The sequence below is a fragment of the Streptomyces sp. NPDC092369 genome (assembly GCF_044755245.1).
Taxonomy (GTDB): domain Bacteria; phylum Actinomycetota; class Actinomycetes; order Streptomycetales; family Streptomycetaceae; genus Streptomyces.
Genome location: NZ_JBIVQP010000005.1, coordinates 199205 through 219572, shown reverse-complemented (window position 1 = coordinate 219572; position 20368 = coordinate 199205). Strand labels below are relative to the sequence as shown.

The 20368-nt window shown below is 70.9% G+C and carries 19 protein-coding genes; 7 read left to right on the top strand and 12 right to left on the bottom strand.

The features are described from left to right. Nucleotides 1-33 precede the first annotated feature (33 nt). Together ACIQI8_RS29325 and ACIQI8_RS29320 are read left to right on the top strand one after the other, a co-directional pair. Nucleotides 34-1704 carry a GAF domain-containing sensor histidine kinase gene (locus tag ACIQI8_RS29325; RefSeq protein ID WP_402356554.1) on the top strand — a complete coding sequence of 557 codons (1671 nt, stop codon included), beginning with the start codon at nucleotides 34-36 and terminating at the stop codon, nucleotides 1702-1704. 162 nt (nucleotides 1705-1866) lie between these two features. Beyond that, a complete protein-coding gene (locus tag ACIQI8_RS29320; RefSeq protein ID WP_402356551.1) occupies nucleotides 1867-2943 on the top strand; it encodes a peptidoglycan DD-metalloendopeptidase family protein in 1077 nt (358 codons plus the stop codon). 88 nt (nucleotides 2944-3031) lie between these two features. Here the strand turns inward: ACIQI8_RS29320 and ACIQI8_RS29315 are convergent, their stop codons facing one another. From ACIQI8_RS29315 to ACIQI8_RS29280, 8 genes are all read right to left on the bottom strand, one after another. Further along, nucleotides 3032-3919: a Cof-type HAD-IIB family hydrolase gene (locus tag ACIQI8_RS29315; RefSeq protein ID WP_402356548.1), complete on the bottom strand. Its 888-nt coding sequence runs from the start codon at nucleotides 3917-3919 to the stop codon at nucleotides 3032-3034. An 84-nt stretch (nucleotides 3920-4003) separates the two neighbouring features. After that, nucleotides 4004-4906: an LLM class flavin-dependent oxidoreductase gene (locus tag ACIQI8_RS29310; protein ID WP_402356545.1), complete on the bottom strand. Its 903-nt coding sequence runs from the start codon at nucleotides 4904-4906 to the stop codon at nucleotides 4004-4006. Between the two features lie 42 nt (nucleotides 4907-4948). After that, a complete protein-coding gene (locus ACIQI8_RS29305) occupies nucleotides 4949-5407 on the bottom strand; it encodes a hypothetical protein (protein WP_402356542.1) in 459 nt (152 codons plus the stop codon). Nucleotides 5408-5620: 213 nt separating this feature from the next. Continuing rightward, complete coding sequence (locus ACIQI8_RS29300) at nucleotides 5621-6196, bottom strand: RNA 2'-phosphotransferase (RefSeq protein WP_402356539.1); 576 nt, start codon at nucleotides 6194-6196, stop codon at nucleotides 5621-5623. Between the two features lie 122 nt (nucleotides 6197-6318). Further along, on the bottom strand, nucleotides 6319-7269 hold the full coding sequence (locus ACIQI8_RS29295; RefSeq protein ID WP_402356536.1) for a MerR family transcriptional regulator: 951 nt from the start codon (nucleotides 7267-7269) through the stop codon (nucleotides 6319-6321). Next, nucleotides 7266-8150 carry a metal-dependent hydrolase gene (locus ACIQI8_RS29290; RefSeq protein ID WP_402356533.1) on the bottom strand — a complete coding sequence of 295 codons (885 nt, stop codon included), beginning with the start codon at nucleotides 8148-8150 and terminating at the stop codon, nucleotides 7266-7268. The genes ACIQI8_RS29295 and ACIQI8_RS29290 overlap by 4 nt, the downstream gene beginning before the upstream one ends. Then, a complete protein-coding gene (locus ACIQI8_RS29285; RefSeq protein ID WP_402357925.1) occupies nucleotides 8147-9907 on the bottom strand; it encodes an SDR family oxidoreductase in 1761 nt (586 codons plus the stop codon). The genes ACIQI8_RS29290 and ACIQI8_RS29285 overlap by 4 nt, the downstream gene beginning before the upstream one ends. Before the next feature lie 92 nt (nucleotides 9908-9999). Beyond that, on the bottom strand, nucleotides 10000-10842 hold the full coding sequence (locus tag ACIQI8_RS29280; protein WP_402356530.1) for a M24 family metallopeptidase: 843 nt from the start codon (nucleotides 10840-10842) through the stop codon (nucleotides 10000-10002). Between the two features lie 253 nt (nucleotides 10843-11095). Between ACIQI8_RS29280 and ACIQI8_RS29275 the strand changes: the two genes are divergently transcribed. The 5 genes from ACIQI8_RS29275 to ACIQI8_RS29255 all read left to right on the top strand — a co-directional run bounded on the left by ACIQI8_RS29275 (nucleotide 11096) and on the right by ACIQI8_RS29255 (nucleotide 14947). After that, nucleotides 11096-12070, top strand: a complete 975-nt coding sequence (locus tag ACIQI8_RS29275) for an ABC transporter ATP-binding protein (protein ID WP_402357922.1) — start codon at nucleotides 11096-11098, stop codon at nucleotides 12068-12070. Beyond that, entirely contained in the window at nucleotides 12060-12977 is a 918-nt protein-coding gene (locus tag ACIQI8_RS29270; RefSeq protein ID WP_402356527.1) for an ABC transporter permease, read from the top strand. The genes ACIQI8_RS29275 and ACIQI8_RS29270 overlap by 11 nt, the downstream gene beginning before the upstream one ends. Further along, on the top strand, nucleotides 12974-13885 hold the full coding sequence (locus tag ACIQI8_RS29265) for an ABC transporter ATP-binding protein (protein WP_402356524.1): 912 nt from the start codon (nucleotides 12974-12976) through the stop codon (nucleotides 13883-13885). Before ACIQI8_RS29270 ends, ACIQI8_RS29265 begins: the two co-directional genes overlap by 4 nt. Nucleotides 13886-13896: 11 nt before the next feature. Next, a complete protein-coding gene (locus ACIQI8_RS29260; protein ID WP_402356521.1) occupies nucleotides 13897-14616 on the top strand; it encodes an ABC transporter permease subunit in 720 nt (239 codons plus the stop codon). A 106-nt stretch (nucleotides 14617-14722) separates the two neighbouring features. After that, complete coding sequence (locus ACIQI8_RS29255; protein WP_402356519.1) at nucleotides 14723-14947, top strand: hypothetical protein; 225 nt, start codon at nucleotides 14723-14725, stop codon at nucleotides 14945-14947. Nucleotides 14948-15352: 405 nt separating this feature from the next. Here the strand turns inward: ACIQI8_RS29255 and ACIQI8_RS29250 are convergent, their stop codons facing one another. From ACIQI8_RS29250 to efeB, 4 genes are all read right to left on the bottom strand, one after another. Continuing rightward, nucleotides 15353-16156 carry an HAD family hydrolase gene (locus ACIQI8_RS29250; RefSeq protein WP_402356516.1) on the bottom strand — a complete coding sequence of 268 codons (804 nt, stop codon included), beginning with the start codon at nucleotides 16154-16156 and terminating at the stop codon, nucleotides 15353-15355. Next, a complete protein-coding gene (gene serS, locus ACIQI8_RS29245) occupies nucleotides 16153-17442 on the bottom strand; it encodes a serine--tRNA ligase (RefSeq protein WP_402356513.1) in 1290 nt (429 codons plus the stop codon). Before serS ends, ACIQI8_RS29250 begins: the two co-directional genes overlap by 4 nt. Before the next feature lie 589 nt (nucleotides 17443-18031). Then, nucleotides 18032-18964: a prephenate dehydratase gene (pheA, locus tag ACIQI8_RS29240; RefSeq protein ID WP_402356510.1), complete on the bottom strand. Its 933-nt coding sequence runs from the start codon at nucleotides 18962-18964 to the stop codon at nucleotides 18032-18034. Nucleotides 18965-19033: 69 nt separating this feature from the next. Then, nucleotides 19034-20362, bottom strand: a complete 1329-nt coding sequence (efeB, locus tag ACIQI8_RS29235) for an iron uptake transporter deferrochelatase/peroxidase subunit (protein WP_402356507.1) — start codon at nucleotides 20360-20362, stop codon at nucleotides 19034-19036. Between the last annotated feature and the right edge of the window lie 6 nt (nucleotides 20363-20368).

Below are 20368 nucleotides of genomic sequence, written 5' to 3'. Positions count from 1 at the left end.
TCCGTAACAAACGCGGCTAATTACGCTCAGGTCATGTCCCGAGACCCCTCTCCCGACCCGTCCGTCGACCTGGCGGCACGCGTGCCGCAGCTCCTGGAGGCGATGCGGTCCGTCGGCAGCGGGCTCGAACTGCACTCCACGCTGGACCGGATCTGTGCGACCGCGGCGGCCCTGACCGGTGCCCGGTACGCGGCCATCGGTGTCGTGGACGGGGATCGCGCGGGGCTCACCGACTTCGTCCGGTACGGCGTCGACGAGGCGACCGCCCGGCTGATCGGGCGGTCGCCCGACGGGCAGAAGGGGCTGCTGGGGGCGCTCATCCGGGAACCCGAACCGGATCCGTTGCGGCTAGCGGAGCTGACAACCGATCCGCGCTGCTGCGGCTGTCCCGAGCACCATCCGTCGATGCACGCCTTCCTGGGTCTGCCGATCCGCGTCCAGGGCGAGATCTTCGGCAACCTCTATCTCGCCGAGAAGGAGGACGGGGAGCCGTTCGACGACGGCGATCTCGACCTGGTGCGGGTGCTGGCCACGGAGGCGGGTATCGCCATCGGCAACGCCCGGCTGTACGAGGCCGCCCAGCAGCGGGAGCGCTGGATCGACGGTTCGGTCGCCGTCACCACGGCCCTGCTCTCCGGCGGTGAGGCCGAGGACGCCCTCCAGGTCGTCGCGGAGCAGGCCCGTCGGCTGTCCGGTGCCGCGGCCGGGATCGTGCTGCTGCCCGCCGACGAGGGCGGCCTGGAGATCGTCGCCGTGGCCTCCGAGACGCCCTCGGGCCAACTCGGCCGGGTCATCCCGCCCGAGAGCGAGGTCGTCGCCGAACTCCTCGCCGGGCGGCCCGTGTTCGTGGCCGACGCCGGCACCGACCCGCGCATGCTGTCGTCGCTCGCGCGCGCCTACGGCCCGATCATGATGCTGCCGCTGCAGAGCGACGGCCGGGTGCTGGGCAGTCTCGTCATGCCACGGGCACGCGGCGCGCACCCGTTCACCCAGACCGAGCGCGTCCTCGGCACCCAGTTCGCCTCGCAGGCCGCGCTCGCGCTGAAAATGGCCGACGCGCAGCGCGACCGGGAGCGGCTGGCGGTCTACGAGGACCGCGACCGTATCGCCCGTGACCTGCACGATCTCGTCATCCAACGGCTGTTCGCGACGGGCATGATGCTGGAGAGCGCCCAGCGCGGGGCGGTCGTGCCCGAGGTGCGGGACGGCGTCGGCAAGGCCGTCGGCGAACTCGACGTCACCATCCAGGAGATCCGCACCGCGATCTTCGCGCTCCAACAGGGGCCCGCCGAGGCGCCGTCGGGGCTGCGTACGCGGGTGCTGCGCGAGATCAACATGGCCGCCGTGCCGCTCGGCTTCAGGCCCGCGCACCGTTTCGTCGGCCCGATCGACACCGTCGTCGGCGATCTGACCGGCAAGAACATCGTCGCCGCCCTGCGCGAGGCACTCTCCAACGCCTTCCGGCACGCCGGGGCCTCCCGGATCGACGTCGTGCTCGACGCGACGGCGACCCTGCCGGACGGGCGCCCCGGCGTGCGGCTGACGGTCGCGGACGACGGCGTCGGCATCCCCGACGGCGGTCGCCGCAGCGGCCTGAAGAACCTCGGACGCCGGGCCGAGTCGCTCGGTGGCGACAGCCGGCTCGGGCCGGGCATCGGCGAGAACGGCGGCGGCACGACGGTGGTGTGGCAGGCTCCGTACTGACTTCGGCGCGAGGTGGTCGTACCGACTCCGGCGCGAGGTGGTCGTACCGACTCCTGCCATCCCTTCCAGGACGCCTGCCAGTGACCCGTCCGCAGCAACCTGTCCCCCAGGCGTACGACTTGAACAGGCCAGGTGGCGGGCGGTCGGGTCACGATCGCTGACATGGGCTCACTTCGCCGTCCCTCCTTGTTCGTTCCGGCTCTGATGTGCGCGTTGGCGGTGTTCGCGGCGCGGGCCACGGAGGCCGACGGCACGTCGGGCGACGACCCCGGTGCGGGAACGGGCGCCGGTGACATGAGCGTCAGCGCGCAGGTGGCCCGGCTCTACGAGGACGCGGCGCTGGCGACGCGGCAGTACGAGGCGGGCCGGCAGCAGGCGCAGGTGCAGCGGGCGCGGGCGCAGCGGGCCGAGGAACTGCTGGACCGGGAACGGCGGGAGATCGCCGTACTGCACGAGGACCTGGGCCGGATCGCGCGCGCCCAGTACCGCGACGGCGGGGGTCTGCCGATGGCCGCGCAGATCGTCCTGGCGAGCAGCACGGACGAGCTGATGCGAGGTCAGCACGTCTTCTCGCAGGTGAATCTGGCCGTCGGCAACGCGCTCGACAAGAGCCGTCGGGCCGAGGCCCGGCTCGCCGCCGACCGGACGAAGGCGGCGACGGCCTGGCGGACGCTGGAGCGGCGCAGCACCGAACTCGCCGCCGTGAAGAACACCATCCAGAGCAGACTCGACGAGGTGCGGGGGCAGTTGCAGGGCCAGGCGGACGTCTCGGTCGCGGCGGGCGCCTGCCGGGGCGCGGTCCGGCTCGACCAGCCCCGGACGCAGGTGACGGGCGCGTGGGTGACGCCCGTGGAGACGTACGAACTGTCCGCGGGCTTCGGCAGTGGGGGCGCCCGCTGGGCCAACCGGCACACCGGGCAGGACTTCGCGGTGCCGATCGGGACGCCCGTGCGGGCGGCCGGCGCCGGGCGGGTGGTGAAGGTGTCGTGCGGGGGAGCCTTCGGCATCGAGATCGTGCTCGAACACCCGGGCGGCTACTACACGCAGTACGCCCACCTCGCCTCCGTCGCCGTCGACCAGGGCGAGCGCGTGACCGCCGGCCAGTGGATCGGCCAGTCGGGCACCTCCGGCAACTCCACCGGCCCGCACCTGCACTTCGAGGTACGGGTCACCCCGGAACTGGGCTCGTCGCTGGATCCGGTGCCGTGGCTGGCGGCACGGGGCGTGCCGGTCGGCTGAGCCGTGGGGCGGGGACTCAGCCGTGGGGCGGGGAGCGCCGGTGGACTCAGCCGCCGCAGCCTAGCTCTCGTGTCCGCCGAGCCACCGCCTACGGCAGGCGCGCCAGCATCTCCTCGATCACGACGGCCACCCCGTCGTCGTTGTTGGCGACCGTGCGGCCCGACGCGGCGGCGATCACGTCCGGGTGGGCGTTGCCCATCGCGTACGACCGGCCGGCCCAGGTGAGCATCTCCACGTCGTTGGGCATGTCACCGAAGGCGACGACCTCCTCGTGGGAGATCCCACGTTCGGCGCAGCACAGGGCGAGCGTGCTGGCCTTGGAGACGTCGGGGCCGCTGATCTCCAGCAGGGCGCTCGGGCTGGAGCGGGTGACATTGGCGCGGTCGCCGATCGCGATCCTGGCCAGGGTGAGGAAGGCGTCCGGGTCGATGGTCGGGTGGTAGGCGAGGATCTTCAGCACCGGCTCGTCGGCCCCCGGCGCGTCCGGCGCCAGCAGGCGCTCGGCGGGCGCGAGGGTGTCCGGGGTCTCCATGTGCAGCTTGGGATAGTGCGGCTCCTGGTAGAAGCCGTACGTCTGCTCGACCGCGTACACCGTGCCCGGCGCCGCGTCCCGCAGCAGCCCTACGGCGTCCAGCGCGTTGTCCCGAGCCAGCTCCCGCACCTTCACGAACCGGTGGGCGCCGGGGCCGCCGTGGAGGTCGACCACGGCGGCGCCGTTGCCGCAGATCGCCAGGCCGTGACCGTGCACGTGCTCGCTGACGACGTCCATCCAGCGGGCCGGGCGGCCGGTGACGAAGAAGACCTCGATGCCTGCCTCCTCGGCGGCGGCGAGGGCGGCGACTGTGCGCGGGGAGACCGATTTGTCGTCACGCAGGAGGGTGCCGTCGAGATCGGTGGCTATGAGCCGCGGTGGGGCGGCGGATGCCGGGGTCTCGGGCTGTCGAGTCGCTGAGGTCACCGGCCCATTCTCCCGCATATGCGCGCACGCCCGTGCGGCGGAGTGCACAGATGAGACATAGATGACCCTCAGGTGAGGTCCTGGGCGAGGCCGTGGGCGGGGTCAGCCCAGCTGGGCAGCCGCTTCCATGGCGATCTGCTCGAAGACCTTCTCGTCGGTGGCGAAGTCGGAGTCGGGGATCGGCCAGTGGATCACGAGCTCGGTGAAGCCGAGGTCCCGGTGGCGGCCCGCGAAGTCGACGAACGCGTCGAGGGAGGCGAGCGGGCGGGCCCGGTCCGGGGTGAAGCCGGTGAGCAGGATCTTGTCCAGCTCGTCCGTGTCCCGGCCGAGCTCCGCACAGGCGTCGGAGAGCTTGTCGAGCTGGCCGCGCAGGGCCCGCACCGACTGCTCCGGCGTGCCGTCCTCGTACAGCTTGGGGTCGCCGGTGGTCACCCATGCCTGGCCGTACCGGGCGGTGAGCCGCAGCCCGCGCGGGCCCGTCGCGGCCACCGCGAAGGGCAGCCGGGGGCGCTGCACGCACCCGGGAATGTTGCGCGCCTCGTGCGCCGAGTAGAAGTCGCCCTCGTAGGAGACCGAGTCCTCCGTGAGCAGCCGGTCCAGGAGCGGCACGAACTCGGCGAGCCGGTTGGCGCGCTCGCGCGGGGTCCAGGGGTCCTGGCCGAGCGCGGTGGCGTCGAAGCCGGTGCCGCCGGCGCCGATGCCCAGGGTGATCCGGCCGTCGGAGATGTCGTCGAGGGAGATCAGCTCCTTGGCGAGGGTCACCGGATGCCGGAAGTTCGGTGAGGTGACCAGCGTGCCCAGCCGCATCCGCTCGGTCACGGCCGCCGCGGCGGTGAGCGTCGGCACGGCCCCGAACCACGGTCCGTCGCGGAAGGTGCGCCAGGACAGGTGGTCGTAGGTGTAGGCGGTGTGGAAGCCGAGCTGCTCGGCCCGCTGCCAGGTCGCACGCCCGCCCTCGTGCCAGCGGAGGTACGGGAGGATCACGGTGCTCAGACGCAGACTCATGTGATCGAGCCTACGGGCCCGCACCGACAGTGGACGAAACGGTCACTGGACGCGGCTGCTCAGCCAGGGGCTGAGGTTGATCATGGGCACGTACTCCTTGTGCGTGCGGTCGCCGGGCAGCGGCACGATCAGGAAGCGGCCGGGTGGGAAGCGCCGTGCCTTCACGTAGGCGCGGTCGCGGAAGACGGAGTGCAGGAAGGCGGGGACGTCGTCGCGTGCGATGTCCGGGCACTCGACGCCCTCCACGGTGATCAGCGCGTCGTCGTCGGGGTAGAGCCGCACGCTCACCCGCGGCAGACCGCCGAACTCGGCGAACGCCTCGTGCGGCAGGGATCCGTCCGGGTCGGTGGTCACGCCGACGCCGGCGGCGCTGCGACGGGAGGTCCGGTCGGCGCCGATGTCGTGGGTCACCTCGATCTCGCGCGCGTACTCGACGGCGATGGCGCGGAGCGCGGTGACGGCGGCCTCGGTGGTGGGGAGGTGGTCGGGGTGGTGGTCCATGGCTCTGATCATGCCCGGCAGGTGGTTGGGGGCGTGCCGGGGAGGGCGGTGGCGGGTGTCCCCCGTCCAGGGAGGGTGGCGGCGGGTGTCCCCCGTCCGGGGAGGGTGGCGGCGGGTGTCCCCCGTCCGGGGAGGGTGGCGGCGGGTGTCCCCCGTCCGGGGAGGGTGGCGGCGGGTGTCCTCGTCCGGGGCGGGCGGGCCTGCCCGCAGGGCTCAGTGCGCCTGGGGGAACCGCAGGTACTCCGGCGGTACCGCCTTCGTCAGCCACACCCCGTTCGCGCTGACCTGGAAGACGTGTCCGTCGCGGTGCATCGCGGCGGTGTCCACGGAGAGCACGACCGGGCGGCCGCGGCGGGCCCCGACACGGGTGGCCGTCTCGCGGTCGGGTGAGAGGTGCACGTCGTGCCGGTTCATGGGCCGCAGGCCCTCGGCGCGGATCGCGTCCAGGGCGGCGGCCACGGTCCCGTGGTAGAGGTACGGCGGCGGGGTGGCCGGGGGCAGTCCGAGGTCGATCTCGACGCTGTGGCCCTGGCTGGCGCGGATCCGGGTGCCGTCGATCGCGAAGCGCTGTTTGTCGTTGGCGGCGACCACGTGGTCCAGCTCGTCCCGGGTGAACCGGAATCCGTGTGCGGCGGCCGCGGCGATCAGTACGTCGATCTCGACCCAGCCGGCCTCGTCGAGGGTCAGCCCGATCCGCTCCGGCTGATGCCTCAGGTGCTTCGAGAGGTACTTCGACACCTTCACGGTGCGTCGCTCGTCTTTGTCTCGTTCTTTGGGTCTTTCTTCCATCCGGCCAGCATGGCGGGAGAGACGTGCGTCACGCATTTTGTTTTGAGGCCGAGGTTTGGTCCACAACCAACTGTAGTTATCCACAGGCTAATTGGCGTTCCTGTGGACAACTCCCGTTCCTGTCACAGCCGTTCGTCAAGATCAGCTGGGGGACCGCCCCTTGGCATGAGCGCATCCAACCCCCTTGCCCGCACCTCCCGTTCAGCCGCCAACGCGATGAACTCACCCATCCGCTCCGCCCCAACCAGCCCCTCCACCGCCCGAATCGTCTCTTCAGGCAACACCACGGAGCGTGACCCGACACGCGACTCGGCACCCGCCTCCTCCGCACCCCCGTCCCCCAGCTGCCGACGCAGCTGTCGCACCGCCAACAGTCGCATCGCCCGCGCCAGTTCCGCGTCCACCGTCTGCTGAGCCAGGGGCCGCAGCCGGCGTACCAGCGAGGCCGCCTCGGCCGCGTCCGCGTCGCTCGGCAGGTGCGATCCGTGCAGGTAGCGCGCGAAGAGGTGCTCGGTGGTGAACTCCAGGAACCTGGCCGCGATGTGCTCGACCTGACCCCTCAACTCCCGCAGATGCCCGGCGATCGCGGACAGCGGCACGCCCGCCTCGTACAACTCCACGGCCACCGCGAGCTCTTGGGGGCTCGGCACGAGGAAAGTGTCCGCGTCCCCCGGCACCGGCTCCAGCACCCCCAGCTCGATCGCGTCCGCGACCGCCGCGTCGTCCGGCGACCCGCCGAACCGCTCGTCGAGTTCGGCTCGCGAGATCCGTACCGCCTCCTCGTCGGTCCACGGCCCGTCGACCTCGGCGACCAGCCCCAGCACGCCACCGAGCCCCCGGCCCGCGTCCCAGGCGGCGAGCAACTCCTTGATGGAGGCCAGTGTGTAGCCGCGGTCGAGGAGGTCGGCGATCTGGCGGAGCCGGACGAGGTGGGCGTCGGAGTAGAGGTTGGCCCGGCCGCGGCGCTCGGGGCGGGGGAGCAGGCCTCGGTCCTGGTAGGCGCGGATGGTGCGGACGGTGGCGCCGCTGACGTGCGCGAGGTCCTCTATCCGATAGCCGGCCGGGGTGTTCACGCCACCGACCTCGCCGCCGGTGACCTGCGCAGATACTCCACCGCCCGGCTCATCGAACCCTCCTGGGAGGGGTGGTAGGAGCGCCGCAGATAGCGGGGGATCGCCGCGCCGAGGTCCCGCCAGGCGGGCAACAGGCCTTTGCGTACGGCTCTTTCGTGGCTGACGAGGGAGTAGCGCAGTCGGCCCGCGAGCTTCGGGTCGTGGCGGATCAGGTAGGCCGATCCCCACAGCCACATGTAGAGCATCACGGGCGCGGTGACGGCCATGCCCGCGACGCGCAGCGCGTAGCGGGGCGCGCCGGTGCCGGCGCAGTGCTGGAACATGTCGAAGGCGACCGCACGGTGTTCGACCTCCTCGGCGCCGTGCCAGCGCAGCAGGTCGAGCATGACCTCGTCGGCGCCGGCCGTGTCCAGGGCGTCGGCGGCCAGGATCCAGTCGCCGAGGACCGCCGTGAACTGTTCGATCGCCGCGACCACCGAGAGCCGGAAGCGCAGCCACTCGCGCCGGGGGATCGGGACGCCCAGCGGCGGGCGTTCGCCGAGCAGCCGCTCGAAGAGGAAGTCGACGTGCTTGGTGAAGTCCTCGGTGTCGAGGTGCTGCGCGGCCAGGTGGTCCAGGACGTGCGAGTGCTGCACGCTGTGCGTGGCCTCCTGGCCCATGAACCCCTTGACGTCCACGAGCAGTTCGGGGTCCTTGACGCGCGGCAGCCCCTCCTTGAAGACCTGCACGAACCACCGCTCCCCCGCCGGCAGCAGCAGATGCAGCACGTTGATGACGTGGGTCGCGGTCGGCTCGCGCGGGATCCAGTGCAGGGGTGTGCGCGACCAGTCGAAGGACACCCGGCGCGGCGCGATCCGCCCGCTCACAGCGCGCCCGCTCACAGCGGTGGCTCCATGCGTGCGATCGCCCGCAGCGCACCCGGCGCGAACCGGCCGAGCAGCCGGGCGCCCCGCGCCTCGGGCGTGACCGGCACGACCGCCTCGTTGCGCACGACCGCCCGCAGGATCGCGTCGGCGACCTTCTCCGGCGGGTAGTTGCGCAGTCCGTACAGGCGCGCCGACCGCTTCTGCCGCCGCTTCTCCTCGTCGGCGTCGACCCCGGCGAAGCGCGCGGTCGAGGTGATGTTGGTGTTGACGAAGCCGGGGCAGATGGCGCTCACCCCGATGCCCTGGCCCGCGAGTTCGGCGCGCAGGCACTCGCTGAGCATCAGCACGGCCGCCTTGGAGGTGCTGTAGGCGGGCAGTGCCTTGGAGGGCTGGTAGGCCGCCGCCGAGGCGGTGTTGACGATGTGGCCGCCCTGGCCGCGCTCGGCCATCTGCTTCCCGAAGAGCCGGCAGCCGTGGATGACGCCCCACAGGTTGACGTCGAGGACCTTCTTCCAGTCCTCGGGGCTGGTGTCGAAGAAGGAGCCGGACAGACCGATCCCGGCGTTGTTCACCAGCACGTCCACCACCCCGTACTCGGCGGCGACCTTCGCGGCGAGCTTCTCCATGGCCTGCTCGTCGGAGACGTCGGTGGTCTCGGCCCAGGCTTGGGGTGCGCCGAGCAGCCGGGACAGCTCGGCGGTGCGCTCCGCGGCCTCCTGGTCGCGGTCTACGGCGATCACGCGCGCGCCGGACTCGGCGAACGCGAACGCCGTGGCCCGTCCGATGCCGCTGCCGGCGCCGGTGACCAGGACGAGCTGCCCGCCGAAGCGCTCGGCGTACTTGCCGTCGGCCTTCGTCCGGGTCCTGCCGTCCGCCGTGCTCTCCGTGGTCGTCACGAACTCTCCGATCCAGGCGGCCAGTTGGTCGGGCCGGGTGCGCGGGATCCAGTGCTTGGCCGGGATCGTGCGCCGGGTCAACCGGGGTGCCCACTCCTCCAGCTCGTCGTAGAGCCGCTCGGACAGGAACGCGTCCCCGAGGGGGGTGATGAGCTGCACGGGCGCGTGCGCGTAGGCGTCGGGGCGGGGCCTGCGCAGCCGGGCGCGGACGTTGTCCCGGTACAGCCACGCGCCGTGGGCCGCGTCCTGGGGCAGCGAGGAGGTCGGGTAGGCGCCGCGGGGCACCTTCTCGACGCGCTCCAGGATGCGCGGCCAGCGCTTGCCGAGGGGGCCGCGCCAGGCCAGTTCGGGCAGCACGGGCGTGTGCAGCAGATACACGTACCAGGACTTGGCGCCCTGGCCCAGGAGCTGGCCGACCCGGCGCGGGGTGGGCTTGCGCAGGCGCTTGTTGATCCAGTGCCCGAAGTGGTCGAGGGAGGGCCCGGACATCGAGGTGAAGGAGGCGATGCGGCCCTCGGTGCGCCCGACGGTGACGAACTCCCAGGACTGCACCGAGCCCCAGTCGTGCCCCACCAGGTGCACCGGCTTGTCCGGGCTGACCGCGTCGATCACCGCGAGGAAGTCGTCCGTGAGCTTCTCCAGGGTGAAGCCCCCGCGCAGCGGCTGCGGCGCGCTGGACCGGCCGTGGCCGCGGACGTCGTAGAGGACGACGTGGAAGCGGTCCGCGAGCCGGGCGGCGACCTCGGACCACACCTCCTTGCTGTCCGGGTAGCCGTGCACCAGGACCACCGTCGGCCGCGCGGGGTCCCCCAGCTCGGCGACGCACAACTCGACGTCACCGGTCAGTACCCGGCGCTCACGCGCCCCCTGGAGCACCTCCGCCTGTCCGAGGTCCGCCGCTGTGTCCCCTTTTCCGGCTTTCCCGGCCTTCCCAGCTTTCCCGGCTTTTCCGGGTTCCCTCGCCACCGTCATTTCTCCTCCGCCCAGCGCCGCACGTGCGGCAGATCGTCGTCCAGCCAGAAGGCGCTCTCCTCGGGGTCCGTCGAGTCGGTGACGACGAGGATCTCCTCGAACTTGGCGCCCGTGCCCCGGAATCCGAGGTGGGGTTCGACCGCCCACAGGCCCGGCTGCGGCGGGTGGTCGGAGAAGCGGTACGGCGACCACAGCGGGGACCAGCCGTCCCGGTGGCCGTGCAGCGCGTCGCTCGCCAGGCCCTTGAGGGACTGGGTGCCGAACCCGAACAGGTGGGGCGAGAAGCGGCGCTGCTTGACCTGGTCGACCTTGTGGGCGATCACGCCGAAGGGGTAGGCGCGGTGCCGGTTGGCGTAGCCCTGGCGGACCATGAGGCGGTCCACGTCCTCGTAGATCGTGCGCAGTGGCCGCTTCTCGCGGACCTCGCGCAGGATCAGCTCACGGTGCGCCTCCAGGTCGGCCATCAGCCGGTCCTGCACCGGGTTCACGCCGAGGGAGCCCGAGTAGCCGATGTCGGCCGTGAATCCCTCGTACACCGGGGCCATGTCGAGGATGAACGGCATGCCGGGGGCCAGTCGGCGGTCGGTGGGGAAGAACTGGAGCGGGACGCGGAAGTTCGTGAACGCCGTGCGGTCACCGAACCAGGCGAAGGGGAGGTGGAACCAGTCCCTCACTCCCCGCGCGCGCAGCCACTCGCGCTGCATCCGCGCGGCCTGCCGCTCCGACACGCCCGGCTCCAGGCGGGCCGCGACCGCCTCCGCGCACTCGTACGCGAGCCGCTGGACCTGCCTGAACCCCCGCAATCGCGCGGAGAGTTCGCCCGTCACCGCCGTCGTCATGCCGACCCCGCCCCACCGTCTCCATCGACTGCGCTACGTGTCCGTAACTTGACATCAGCGAATGTGACAGTAGTTAGAGGCTGCGTCAATAGGCGGGCTCCGGGCTGTGGACAACCCCGCGTTGTGGATAACTCTGCGTAGCTCTCAGGTAGGGGTATCCCCTAAGGATCCGTACATCTGGAGTGTGAGACGAAGACAGCTCTTCGGTCTGACGACCGACGTGGTCCGCGTCACTACCTTCTTAAACGTGACTGTGATCGCGACCGAAAGCCTGAGCAAGCGGTTCCCCAGGGTGACCGCGCTTGACCGGCTGTCCGTCGACGTCGGGCCCGGTGTGACCGGGCTCGTCGGCGCGAACGGAGCCGGCAAGTCCACGTTGATCAAGATCCTTCTGGGTCTGTCCCCCGCCACCGAGGGCCGTGCCGAAGTGCTCGGTCTCGACGTCGCGACCAAGGGCGCCGCCATCCGCGAGCGGGTCGGCTACATGCCGGAGCACGACTGCCTGCCGCCGGACGTGTCGGCGACCGAGTTCGTCGTGCACATGGCCCGCATGTCCGGCCTGCCGCCGGCCGCGGCGCGTGAGCGCACCGCGGACACGCTGCGCCACGTCGGGCTGTACGAGGAGCGCTACCGCCCCATCGGCGGCTACTCCACCGGCATGAAGCAGCGCGTGAAGCTGGCCCAGGCCCTGGTCCACGACCCGCAGCTGGTCTTCCTGGACGAGCCGACCAACGGCCTCGACCCGGTCGGCCGCGACGAGATGCTCGGCCTCATCCGCCGTATCCACACCGACTTCGGCATCTCGGTCCTGGTCACCTCCCACCTCCTGGGCGAGCTGGAGCGCACCTGCGACCACGTGATCGTGGTCGACGGCGGCAAGCTCCTGCGCTCCAGCTCCACCACGGACTTCACCCAGATCACCACCACCCTCGCCGTCGAGGTCACCGACTCCGACACGCACCCGGACGGCACGCGCGCGGTGCGCGACGCGCTCCACGCGCGCGGGGTGGAGGTCCTGGACGGAACCAACGGCCTGCCCGGCGCCGGCCACATCCTGCTGCTGACCGCGCAGGGCGAGGAGACGTACGACGTGGTCCGCGACATCGTCGCCGACCTCGGACTCGGCCTGGTGCGCATGGAGCAGCGCCGGCACCACATCTCCGAGGTCTTCACGAACGAGGCCGACGAGCAGGAGCAGCGGAAGGAGGCGGTCGGCCATGGCAGTTGAGCAGCCCCTCCAGACATCCGTACCCGCCCCGGGTGACCAGACCCGGATCCACAACATCGGCTACCGCAACTACGACGGCCCGCGCCTGGGCCGTTCCTACGCCACCCGCTCGCTGTACTCGCAGTCCCTGCGCGGCTCCTACGGCCTGGGCCGGTCGGTGAAGTCCAAGGTGCTGCCGATGCTGCTCTTCGTGGTGATGTGCGTGCCCGCGGCCATCATGGTCGCCGTCGCGGTCGCCACCAAGGCCAAGGACCTCCCGGTCGACTACACGCGCTACGCGATCATCATGCAGGCCGTCATCAGCCTCTACGTCGCCTCGCAGGCGCCCCAGTCCGTCTCGCGTGACCTGCGCTTCAAGACCGTACCGCTGTACTTCTCGCGGCCGATCGAGACCGCCGACTACGTGCGTGCCAAGTACGCGGCACTGGCCTCCGCGATGTTCATCCTGACCGCGGCCCCGCTGCTCGTCCTCTATGTGGGCGCCCTGCTGGCCAAACTCGACTTCGCCGACCAGACCAAGGGATTCGCCCAGGGACTCGTCTCCGTGGCGCTGCTCTCGGTGCTCTTCGCCGGCATCGGCCTGGTCATCGCCTCGATCACCCCGCGGCGCGGCTTCGGCATCGCGGCCGTCATCGCCGTGATGACGATCTCCTACGGCGCGGTCTCCACCCTCCAGGCGATCGCCGAGACGCAGGACAGCACCGGCGCCATCCCCTGGATGGGCCTCTTCTCGCCCGTCACGCTCATCGACGGGGTGCAATCGGCCTTCCTGGGCGCGGAGTCGGCCTTCCCCGGCGCCGTCGGACCCGGCAACGGAGAGGGCGTGGTCTACGTCCTCGTCCTTTTGGGCCTGATCGCCGCCTGCTACGGCCTCCTGCTGCGCCGCTACCGAAAGGTCGGACTGTGACCACGCTCTCCATCGACCACGTCTCCCGCTGGTTCGGCAACGTGGTCGCCGTCAACGACGTCACCATGACCATCGGTCCCGGCGTCACCGGCCTGCTCGGCCCCAACGGCGCCGGCAAGTCCACCCTGATCAACATGATGGGCGGCTTCCTGGCCCCCTCCACCGGCACCGTCACCCTCGACGGCGAGCAGGTCTGGCGCAACGAACAGATCTACAAGCACATCGGCATCGTCCCCGAGCGCGAGGCGATGTACGACTTCCTCACCGGACGCGAATTCGTCGTCGCCAACGCCGAGTTGCACGGCCTGGGCGCCAAGGCCGCCCAGAAGGCCCTGGCGACGGTCGAGATGGAGTACGCGCAGGACCGCAAGATCTCGACGTACTCCAAGGGCATGCGCCAGCGCGTGAAGATGGCGAGCGCCCTGGTGCACGACCCCTCGCTCCTCCTGCTCGACGAGCCCTTCAACGGCATGGACCCGCGCCAGCGGATGCAACTGATGGACCTGCTGCGGAAGATGGGCGACGAGGGCCGCACGGTGCTCTTCTCGTCCCACATCCTCGAAGAGGTCGAGCAGCTCGCCTGGCACATCGAGGTCGTGGTCGCCGGACGGCACGCGGCCAGCGGCGACTTCCGCAAGATCCGCCGCCTGATGACCGACCGCCCGCACCGCTACCTGGTGCGCTCCAGCGACGACCGCGCCCTCGCGGCCGCGCTGATCGCCGACCCGTCGACCTCCGGCATCGAAGTCGACCTGGCCGAGGGCGCGTTGCGCATCCAGGCCGTCGACTTCGGCCGGTTCACGGCCCTGCTGCCCAAGGTGGCCAGGGACCACGGCATCCGGCTGCTCACGGTCTCGCCGTCGGACGAGTCCCTCGAGTCCGTCTTCTCGTATCTCGTCGCGGCGTAGGAGGCCAAGAGATGTACGACCCCACAGTCGCCCGACTCACCTACCGGGCCCTGCTCGGCCGCCGCCGGGCCCTCATCCTGGGCGCCCTGCCGCTGCTGCTGATCGTGATCTCGGTCGTCGTCCGCGCTCTCGCGGGCGCCGACGACCAGACCGCCTCCGACCTGCTCGGCGGGCTCGCCCTGGCCACGATGGTGCCGATCATCGGCGTCATCGCGGGCACCGGCGCGATCGGCCCGGAGATCGACGACGGCTCCGTCGTCTACCTCCTGTCCAAGCCGCTGAAGCGCCCCACGATCATCTTCACGAAGCTCATCGTGGCGATCGGCGTGACGATGGTGTTCTCGGCCCTGCCGACGCTCATCGCAGGCTTCATCCTCAACGGCAACGGGCAGCAGATCGCCGTCGCCTACACGGTGGCCGCCCTGGTCGCCTCGATCGCCTACGCGTCGATGTTCCTGCTGCTCGGCACGGTGTCCCGGCACGCGGTGGTCTTCGGCCTGGTCTACGCCCTGGTCTGGGAGGCCCTGTTCGGCTCCCTGGTCTCCGGCGCCCGCACCCTCAGCGTCCAGCAGTGGTCGCTCGCCGTCGCCCACAAGGTGGCCGGCGGCGACCTCGTCACCTCGGACGTCGGACTGACCACCGCGGTCGTCCTGCTGGTCGTGGTGACGGTCCTCGCGACCTGGTACGCCGGCCAGAAACTGCGCACGCTGACGCTCGCCGGCGAGGAGTGACGCGACAGACAGACCCCGTGCCCGGACAGCTCCGGATCTTGACGGAGGCTTCACCTCTGTCCGGGCACACTGGGGTAAAGGGGACGGACGGCTAGGAGGAACGGGGATGGCGGACGAGGCCTCGCAGTACGGGGACGGCGCCTGGGACGACCTTGTCCTTGACGATGACTTCATACGCTCCGCTCAGACGTCCGAGCCGTCCGCCCGAGCCCGTATGCTCGCCGCGCGCTGGCGCCGGGAGGAGCCCGAGCCGCAGCCCTGGCGTTCCGACGAGCCGCCGGCGGGCTGGTTCTTCAGCAAGGGCCGTCGCCGCAGGTGGCGCCGCCGGTAGCGCGCCGATCCGGCCGGCGGTTCGCTGATTTATTCGGTGGCGCCCAACTCGTTCTCCCGGCACAGTGGTTGTCGTCCACCACAAGCGGGGAGAGGAGCGGGACGATGTCCATGCACGGCAGTACGTCCAGCTCCCGACAGGGCAGTTCACGGCGGACTCCGGTGTAGTTACCCCACCGTCGAGTCCACCCCACCCGAACTGTCCGGGGCGGCCGCTTCGAGCACGCGACGTCGCTCTCGCGTGGGCCGCCTTCCCAGTCGTCGCCCCTTTGGCCTGGCCGGACTCACTCGTAGGCCCTGTCGAAGAGGCACCGCACGCTGGGGTGGCCGGGTCGGTCGCGCAACTCGGCGCCACGAGGTGCCGCTGCGCCCACCCGTGCCGCCCCAGCGGCACGACTGCCCGCAGCTACGCCAGCAGTCGTTCCAACACCACCGCGATGCCGTCCTCCTCATTGGAAGCCGTCACCTCGTCCGCAACCGCCTTCAGCTCCTCATGGGCGTTGGCCATCGCCACTCCCCGAGCCGCCCAGGCGAACATCGCGATGTCGTTCGGCATATCGCCGAAGGCGATCGTCTCCGCGGCCTTGATGCCCAGACGCCGGGCCGCCAATGACAACCCCGTCGCCTTCGACAACCCCAGCGGCAGCAGCTCGACGATGCCCTCACCGGCCATGGCGACCGTGACGAACCCGCCGGCCGCCTCCCGGGCCGCCACGGCCAACTCGTCGTCCGACAGCCGAGGATGCTGGATGTAGATCTTGTTGAGCGGCTCGGCCCACAGATCGGACGCCTCGGTGAACGGCGTCGCCGGCAGCGACCCGGTGACCGCGTACCCCGGCCCCACCAGCACGGCGCCGTCCAGTCCGCCCCGGCTCGCCGCCAGATACAGCGGACCGACCTCCGCCTCGATCTTGGCCAGGGCCACCGCCGCCAGCTGCCGGTCCAGCGTCACCGAGGTCAGCAGGCGGTGCGCGCCGGCGTCGTAGACCTGTGCGCCCTGGCCGCAGACCGCGAGGCCCTCGTAGCCGAGGTCGTCGAGGATGTGCCGGGTCCAGGGGACCGCGCGGCCGGTCACCACGATGTGCGCGGCGCCGGCCTCCGTGGCCGCCGCGAGGGCGGCACGGGTGCGCGGTGAGACCGACTCGTCGGAACGCAGCAGCGTCCCGTCGAGGTCGGTGGCGATCAGCTTGTACGGGAAGCCGGTGCTCACTTGGCGACCGGCTCCAGCAGTTCCCGGCCACCGAGGTAGGGACGCAGCACCTCCGGCACGCGCACGGAGCCGTCGGCCAGCTGGTGGTTCTCCAGGATCGCCACGATCGTGCGCGGTACGGCGCACAGCGTGCCGTTGAGCGTCGCCAGCGGCTGCACCTTGTTCTTGCCGTCGCTGGTGTCCCGCATCCGGACGGACAGCCGACGGGCCTGGAAGCCGTCGCAGTTGGAGGCCGAGGTCAGCTCGCGGTACTTGCCCTGGGTGGGGATCCACGCCTCGCAGTCGTACTTGCGGGACGCCGACGCGCCGAGGTCGCCCGAGGCCACGTCGATGACCTGGAAGGGCAGTTCAAGGCCGTCCAGCCACTGCTTCTCCCAGTCCAGGAGCCGCTTGTGCTCGTTCTCCGCGTCCGCCGGGTCGACGTAGGAGAACATCTCGACCTTGTCGAACTGGTGCACGCGGAAGATGCCGCGGGTGTCCTTGCCGTAGGTGCCGGCCTCGCGGCGGAAGCAGGGCGAGAAGCCCGCGTAGCGCAGCGGCAGCTTGTCGGCGTCGAGGATCTCGTCCATGTGGTACGCGGCGAGCGGGACCTCGGAGGTGCCGACCAGGTAGTAGTCGTCCTTCTCCAGGTGGTACACGTTCTCCGCGGCCTGGCCGAGGAAGCCCGTGCCCTCCATGGCGCGCGGGCGGACCAGCGCGGGGGTCAGCATCGGGGTGAAGCCGGCCTCGGTGGCCTGGGCGATCGCCGCGTTGACGAGGGCCAGCTCCAGCAGGGCGCCGACACCCGTCAGGTAGTAGAAGCGCGAGCCGGAGACCTTGGCGCCGCGCTCGACGTCGATGGCGCCCAGCGCCTCGCCGAGCTCCAGGTGGTCCTTGGGCTCGAAGCCCTCGGCCGCGAAGTCGCGGATCGTGCCGTGCGTCTCCAGGACGACGAAGTCCTCCTCGCCGCCCACGGGGACGTCGGGGTGCACCAGGTTGCCGAGCTGGAGCAGGAGCCGCTTGGTCTCCTCGTCGGCCTCGTGCTGCTCCGCGTCGGCCGCCTTGACGTCGGCGGCGAGCCGGCCCGCCTTCTTGAGCAGCTCGGCCTTCTCGTCGCCGGAGGCCTTGGGGATGAGCTTGCCGAGCGCCCTCTGCTCGGAACGCAGCTCGTCGAAGCGGACGCCGGACGACCTGCGCCGCTCGTCGGCGGACAGGAGGGAGTCGACGAGCGCGACGTCCTCTCCACGGGCGCGCTGGGACGCGCGCACACGGTCTGGGTCCTCACGAAGCAGGCGAAGGTCAATCACGCGGTCAAGGCTACCGGTGCGGGGATACGCCTCACGACTCACTATTCCCCATCGCACCGAAGCCGCACCGAATAGCGGCTTACGTTCCGTTATGCGTCAATTGCGAAGCGTGTCAATAAAATGCGTCCCACTCCCCGGTGCGGGGCAGGCCCGAGGCGCCGCGTTGACTCGATTTCCTTGTGGGGAACGGGATTTGAGGCGGTCGTTGTCCACAGGGAGGCACCCTCTCCGCAGAGTTATCCACAGGGTGTGTGGTGGATCTGTGGATTTCGGAATCGATCACTCCGAAACTCGTCCGTCACACTCGAGTTTCATCGGTCAAACCAACCCTTACCACTACTTTCGAGTGGAAAGGGGTCGCCCCAAAGAGTTGCCTAAGGGAAAAGAGTGGACGAACGGTGATGTGCGCGCCGGTGGACGCCGTAACGGCCTGGAGGCCGATTTGTCGACAAGGTAGTACTCCGCTGTCGACTTGTCCCCAGGTCGAGAAGCGGACCTGTGGATAACTCCTGTGGATAACTAAAATCTGCAGGTAGGACCGGCCGGAACCGCATGTGGAAACCCGCGCCCCAGAAGGGACCCGTCCGGCTCAGAAGCGTCCGTCCTGGCACCGCGCCACCCAGTCGGACGCCGAGACGAACTCCTCGTCCGAGGTCCCCGGCCGCACCGGGCGCACGTCCTCGACGCCGATGTCCGCACGCGGGTACGAGCCCAGGAAGCGCACCTCCAGGCAGATGCGCTTCAGCCCCATCAGGGTCTCGGCGACCCGGCGGTCGGAGATGTGGCCCTCGGCGTCGATGCAGAAGCAGTAGTTGCCGATGCCGGCGCCGGTGGGGCGGGACTGGAGCAGCATCAGGTTGATGCCACGGGTGGCGAACTCGCCCAGCAGGTCGCGCAGACCGCCGGGGTGGTCGTCACGCTGCCACAGCACGACGGACGTCTTGTCGGCGCCCGTCGGCGCGGCGGGCCGGGCGGGCCTGCCCACGAGCACGAACCGCGTCTGAGCGTTCTCGGCGTCGTGGATGTTGGTCTCAAGGGCCTCAAGTCCGTACCGGGCGGCGGCGAACTCACCGGCGAAGGCGGCGTCGTACTGGCCCTCCTGGACCAGCCGGGCCGCGTCCGCGTTCGAGGCGGCCGACTCCCACAGGGCGTCCGGGAGGTTCGCCTTCAGCCAGTTGCGCACCTGCGGCTGGGCGGCCGGGTGCGCGGAGACCGTCTTGATGTCCGAGATCTTCGTGCCCGGCCTGACCAGCAGCGCGAAGGTGATCGACAGCAGCACCTCGCGGTAGATCATCAGCGGGGTCCCGGCGACCAGCTCGTCGAGGGTCGTCGTGATGCCGCCCTCGACGGAGTTCTCGATCGGCACGAAGGCGGCCTCGGCCTCGCCGGCGCGGACCGCGTCCAGCGCGGACTGCACGGACACGTACGGGATCAGCTCCCGGGTGGCCGTCTCCGGAAGCGTGCGCAGGGCGACTTCGGTGAAGGTGCCCTCGGGGCCGAGATAGGCATAGCTCGCTGGCATGACCTCACCCTAATGGCCCTTGCGGGGGCGCCGTGCGCGTGTCTCACGACCGGGTGAATCAGCGTGACCTCAGCTCTCCAGCAGCCGTTGCCCCACGTACTCTCCCGCCGCCGCCCCGCCCGGCACCGCGAAGAGCCCGCTGGCCTCGTGGCGGATGTACTTCGAGAGGGCGTCACCGCGGTCGAGCTTGCGCTGGAGCGGCACGAAGCCGCGCAGCGGATCCGCCTGCCAGCACACGAAGAGCAGCCCGGCGTCCGGGACACCGTCCGCCTCGAAGCCGTCGTGGTAGGAGAACGGGCGCCGCAGGATCGCCGCCCCGCCGTTCTGGTCGGGCCGTGTGATCCGGGCGTGCGCGTTGACGGGGACGACCAACTCGCCCTTCGCGTCGGTCTTCTCCAGGTCCATCGCGGTCGTCTCGGTGCCCCCGGTCAGCGCCGCCCCGTCGGACTTGCGGCGCCCGACGACGTTCTCCTGGGCGGTGAGCGAGAGCTTCTCCCAGTCGTCGAGGAGCATGCGGATGCGGCGTACGACGGCGTAGGAGCCGTTGGCCATCCAGGACGGATCCTTCGAACCGGACGCGGGCACGAAGATCCGCTGGTCGAAGTCGGACTCGGCCGGCTTGGGATTGCGGGTGCCGTCGAGCTGGCCCATGAGATTGCGGGCGGTCATGCGGTGGGCCGTGGCGCCCGGGGTCCGGTTGAAGCCGTTCATCTGCCAGCGGATCCGGGCCGCGCTGCCCGCGTCCTTCTGGATGGCACGCAGGGCGTGGAAGGCGACCAGGGCGTCGTCGGCGCCGATCTGCACCCACAGGTCGCCGTCGCTGCGCGCCTTGTCGAGCTGGTCGGAGGAGAAGTCGGGCAGGGGATCGAGGGAGACCGGGCGCTGCTTCTCCAGGCCGGTGCGGGCGAAGAAGCTGTGGCCGAAGCCGAAGGTCACTGTCAGCGAGGACGGTCCGGCGTCCCGGGCCACGTCCGTGTCGTCGTGCGTCGCCGCCTCGCCCGCCATGAGCCGCTCGGCGGTCGCCGACCAGCGGCGCAGCAGCGCGGCGGCCTCCTTGCGGCCCGCGCCCGCCGCCAGGTCGAAGGCGACGAGGTGGCCGCGCGCCTGGAGGCCCTCGGTGATGCCGGGCTGATGTTTCCCGTGAAACATCGCCCGGTCACTGCCGAGCGAGGTGAGCGGAGTCGCCCCGGCGGGCGCGGCGGCATAGCCCACGCCCGCGCCGGCCGCGCCGAGCACGAGCCCGGTCGCGCCGGCGGTGCCGAGCAGGGCGCGCCGCGAAACGCCCTTCCGGGGGGCATCGTTCTCCGAAACGGCCTCCTCTGGGACGACGTTCTCGGAAACGGCCTCCTCAAGGGCGGCCTCGGAGGTGCGGGCCTCGGGGACGGACTGGTCGGTCATGGTGCG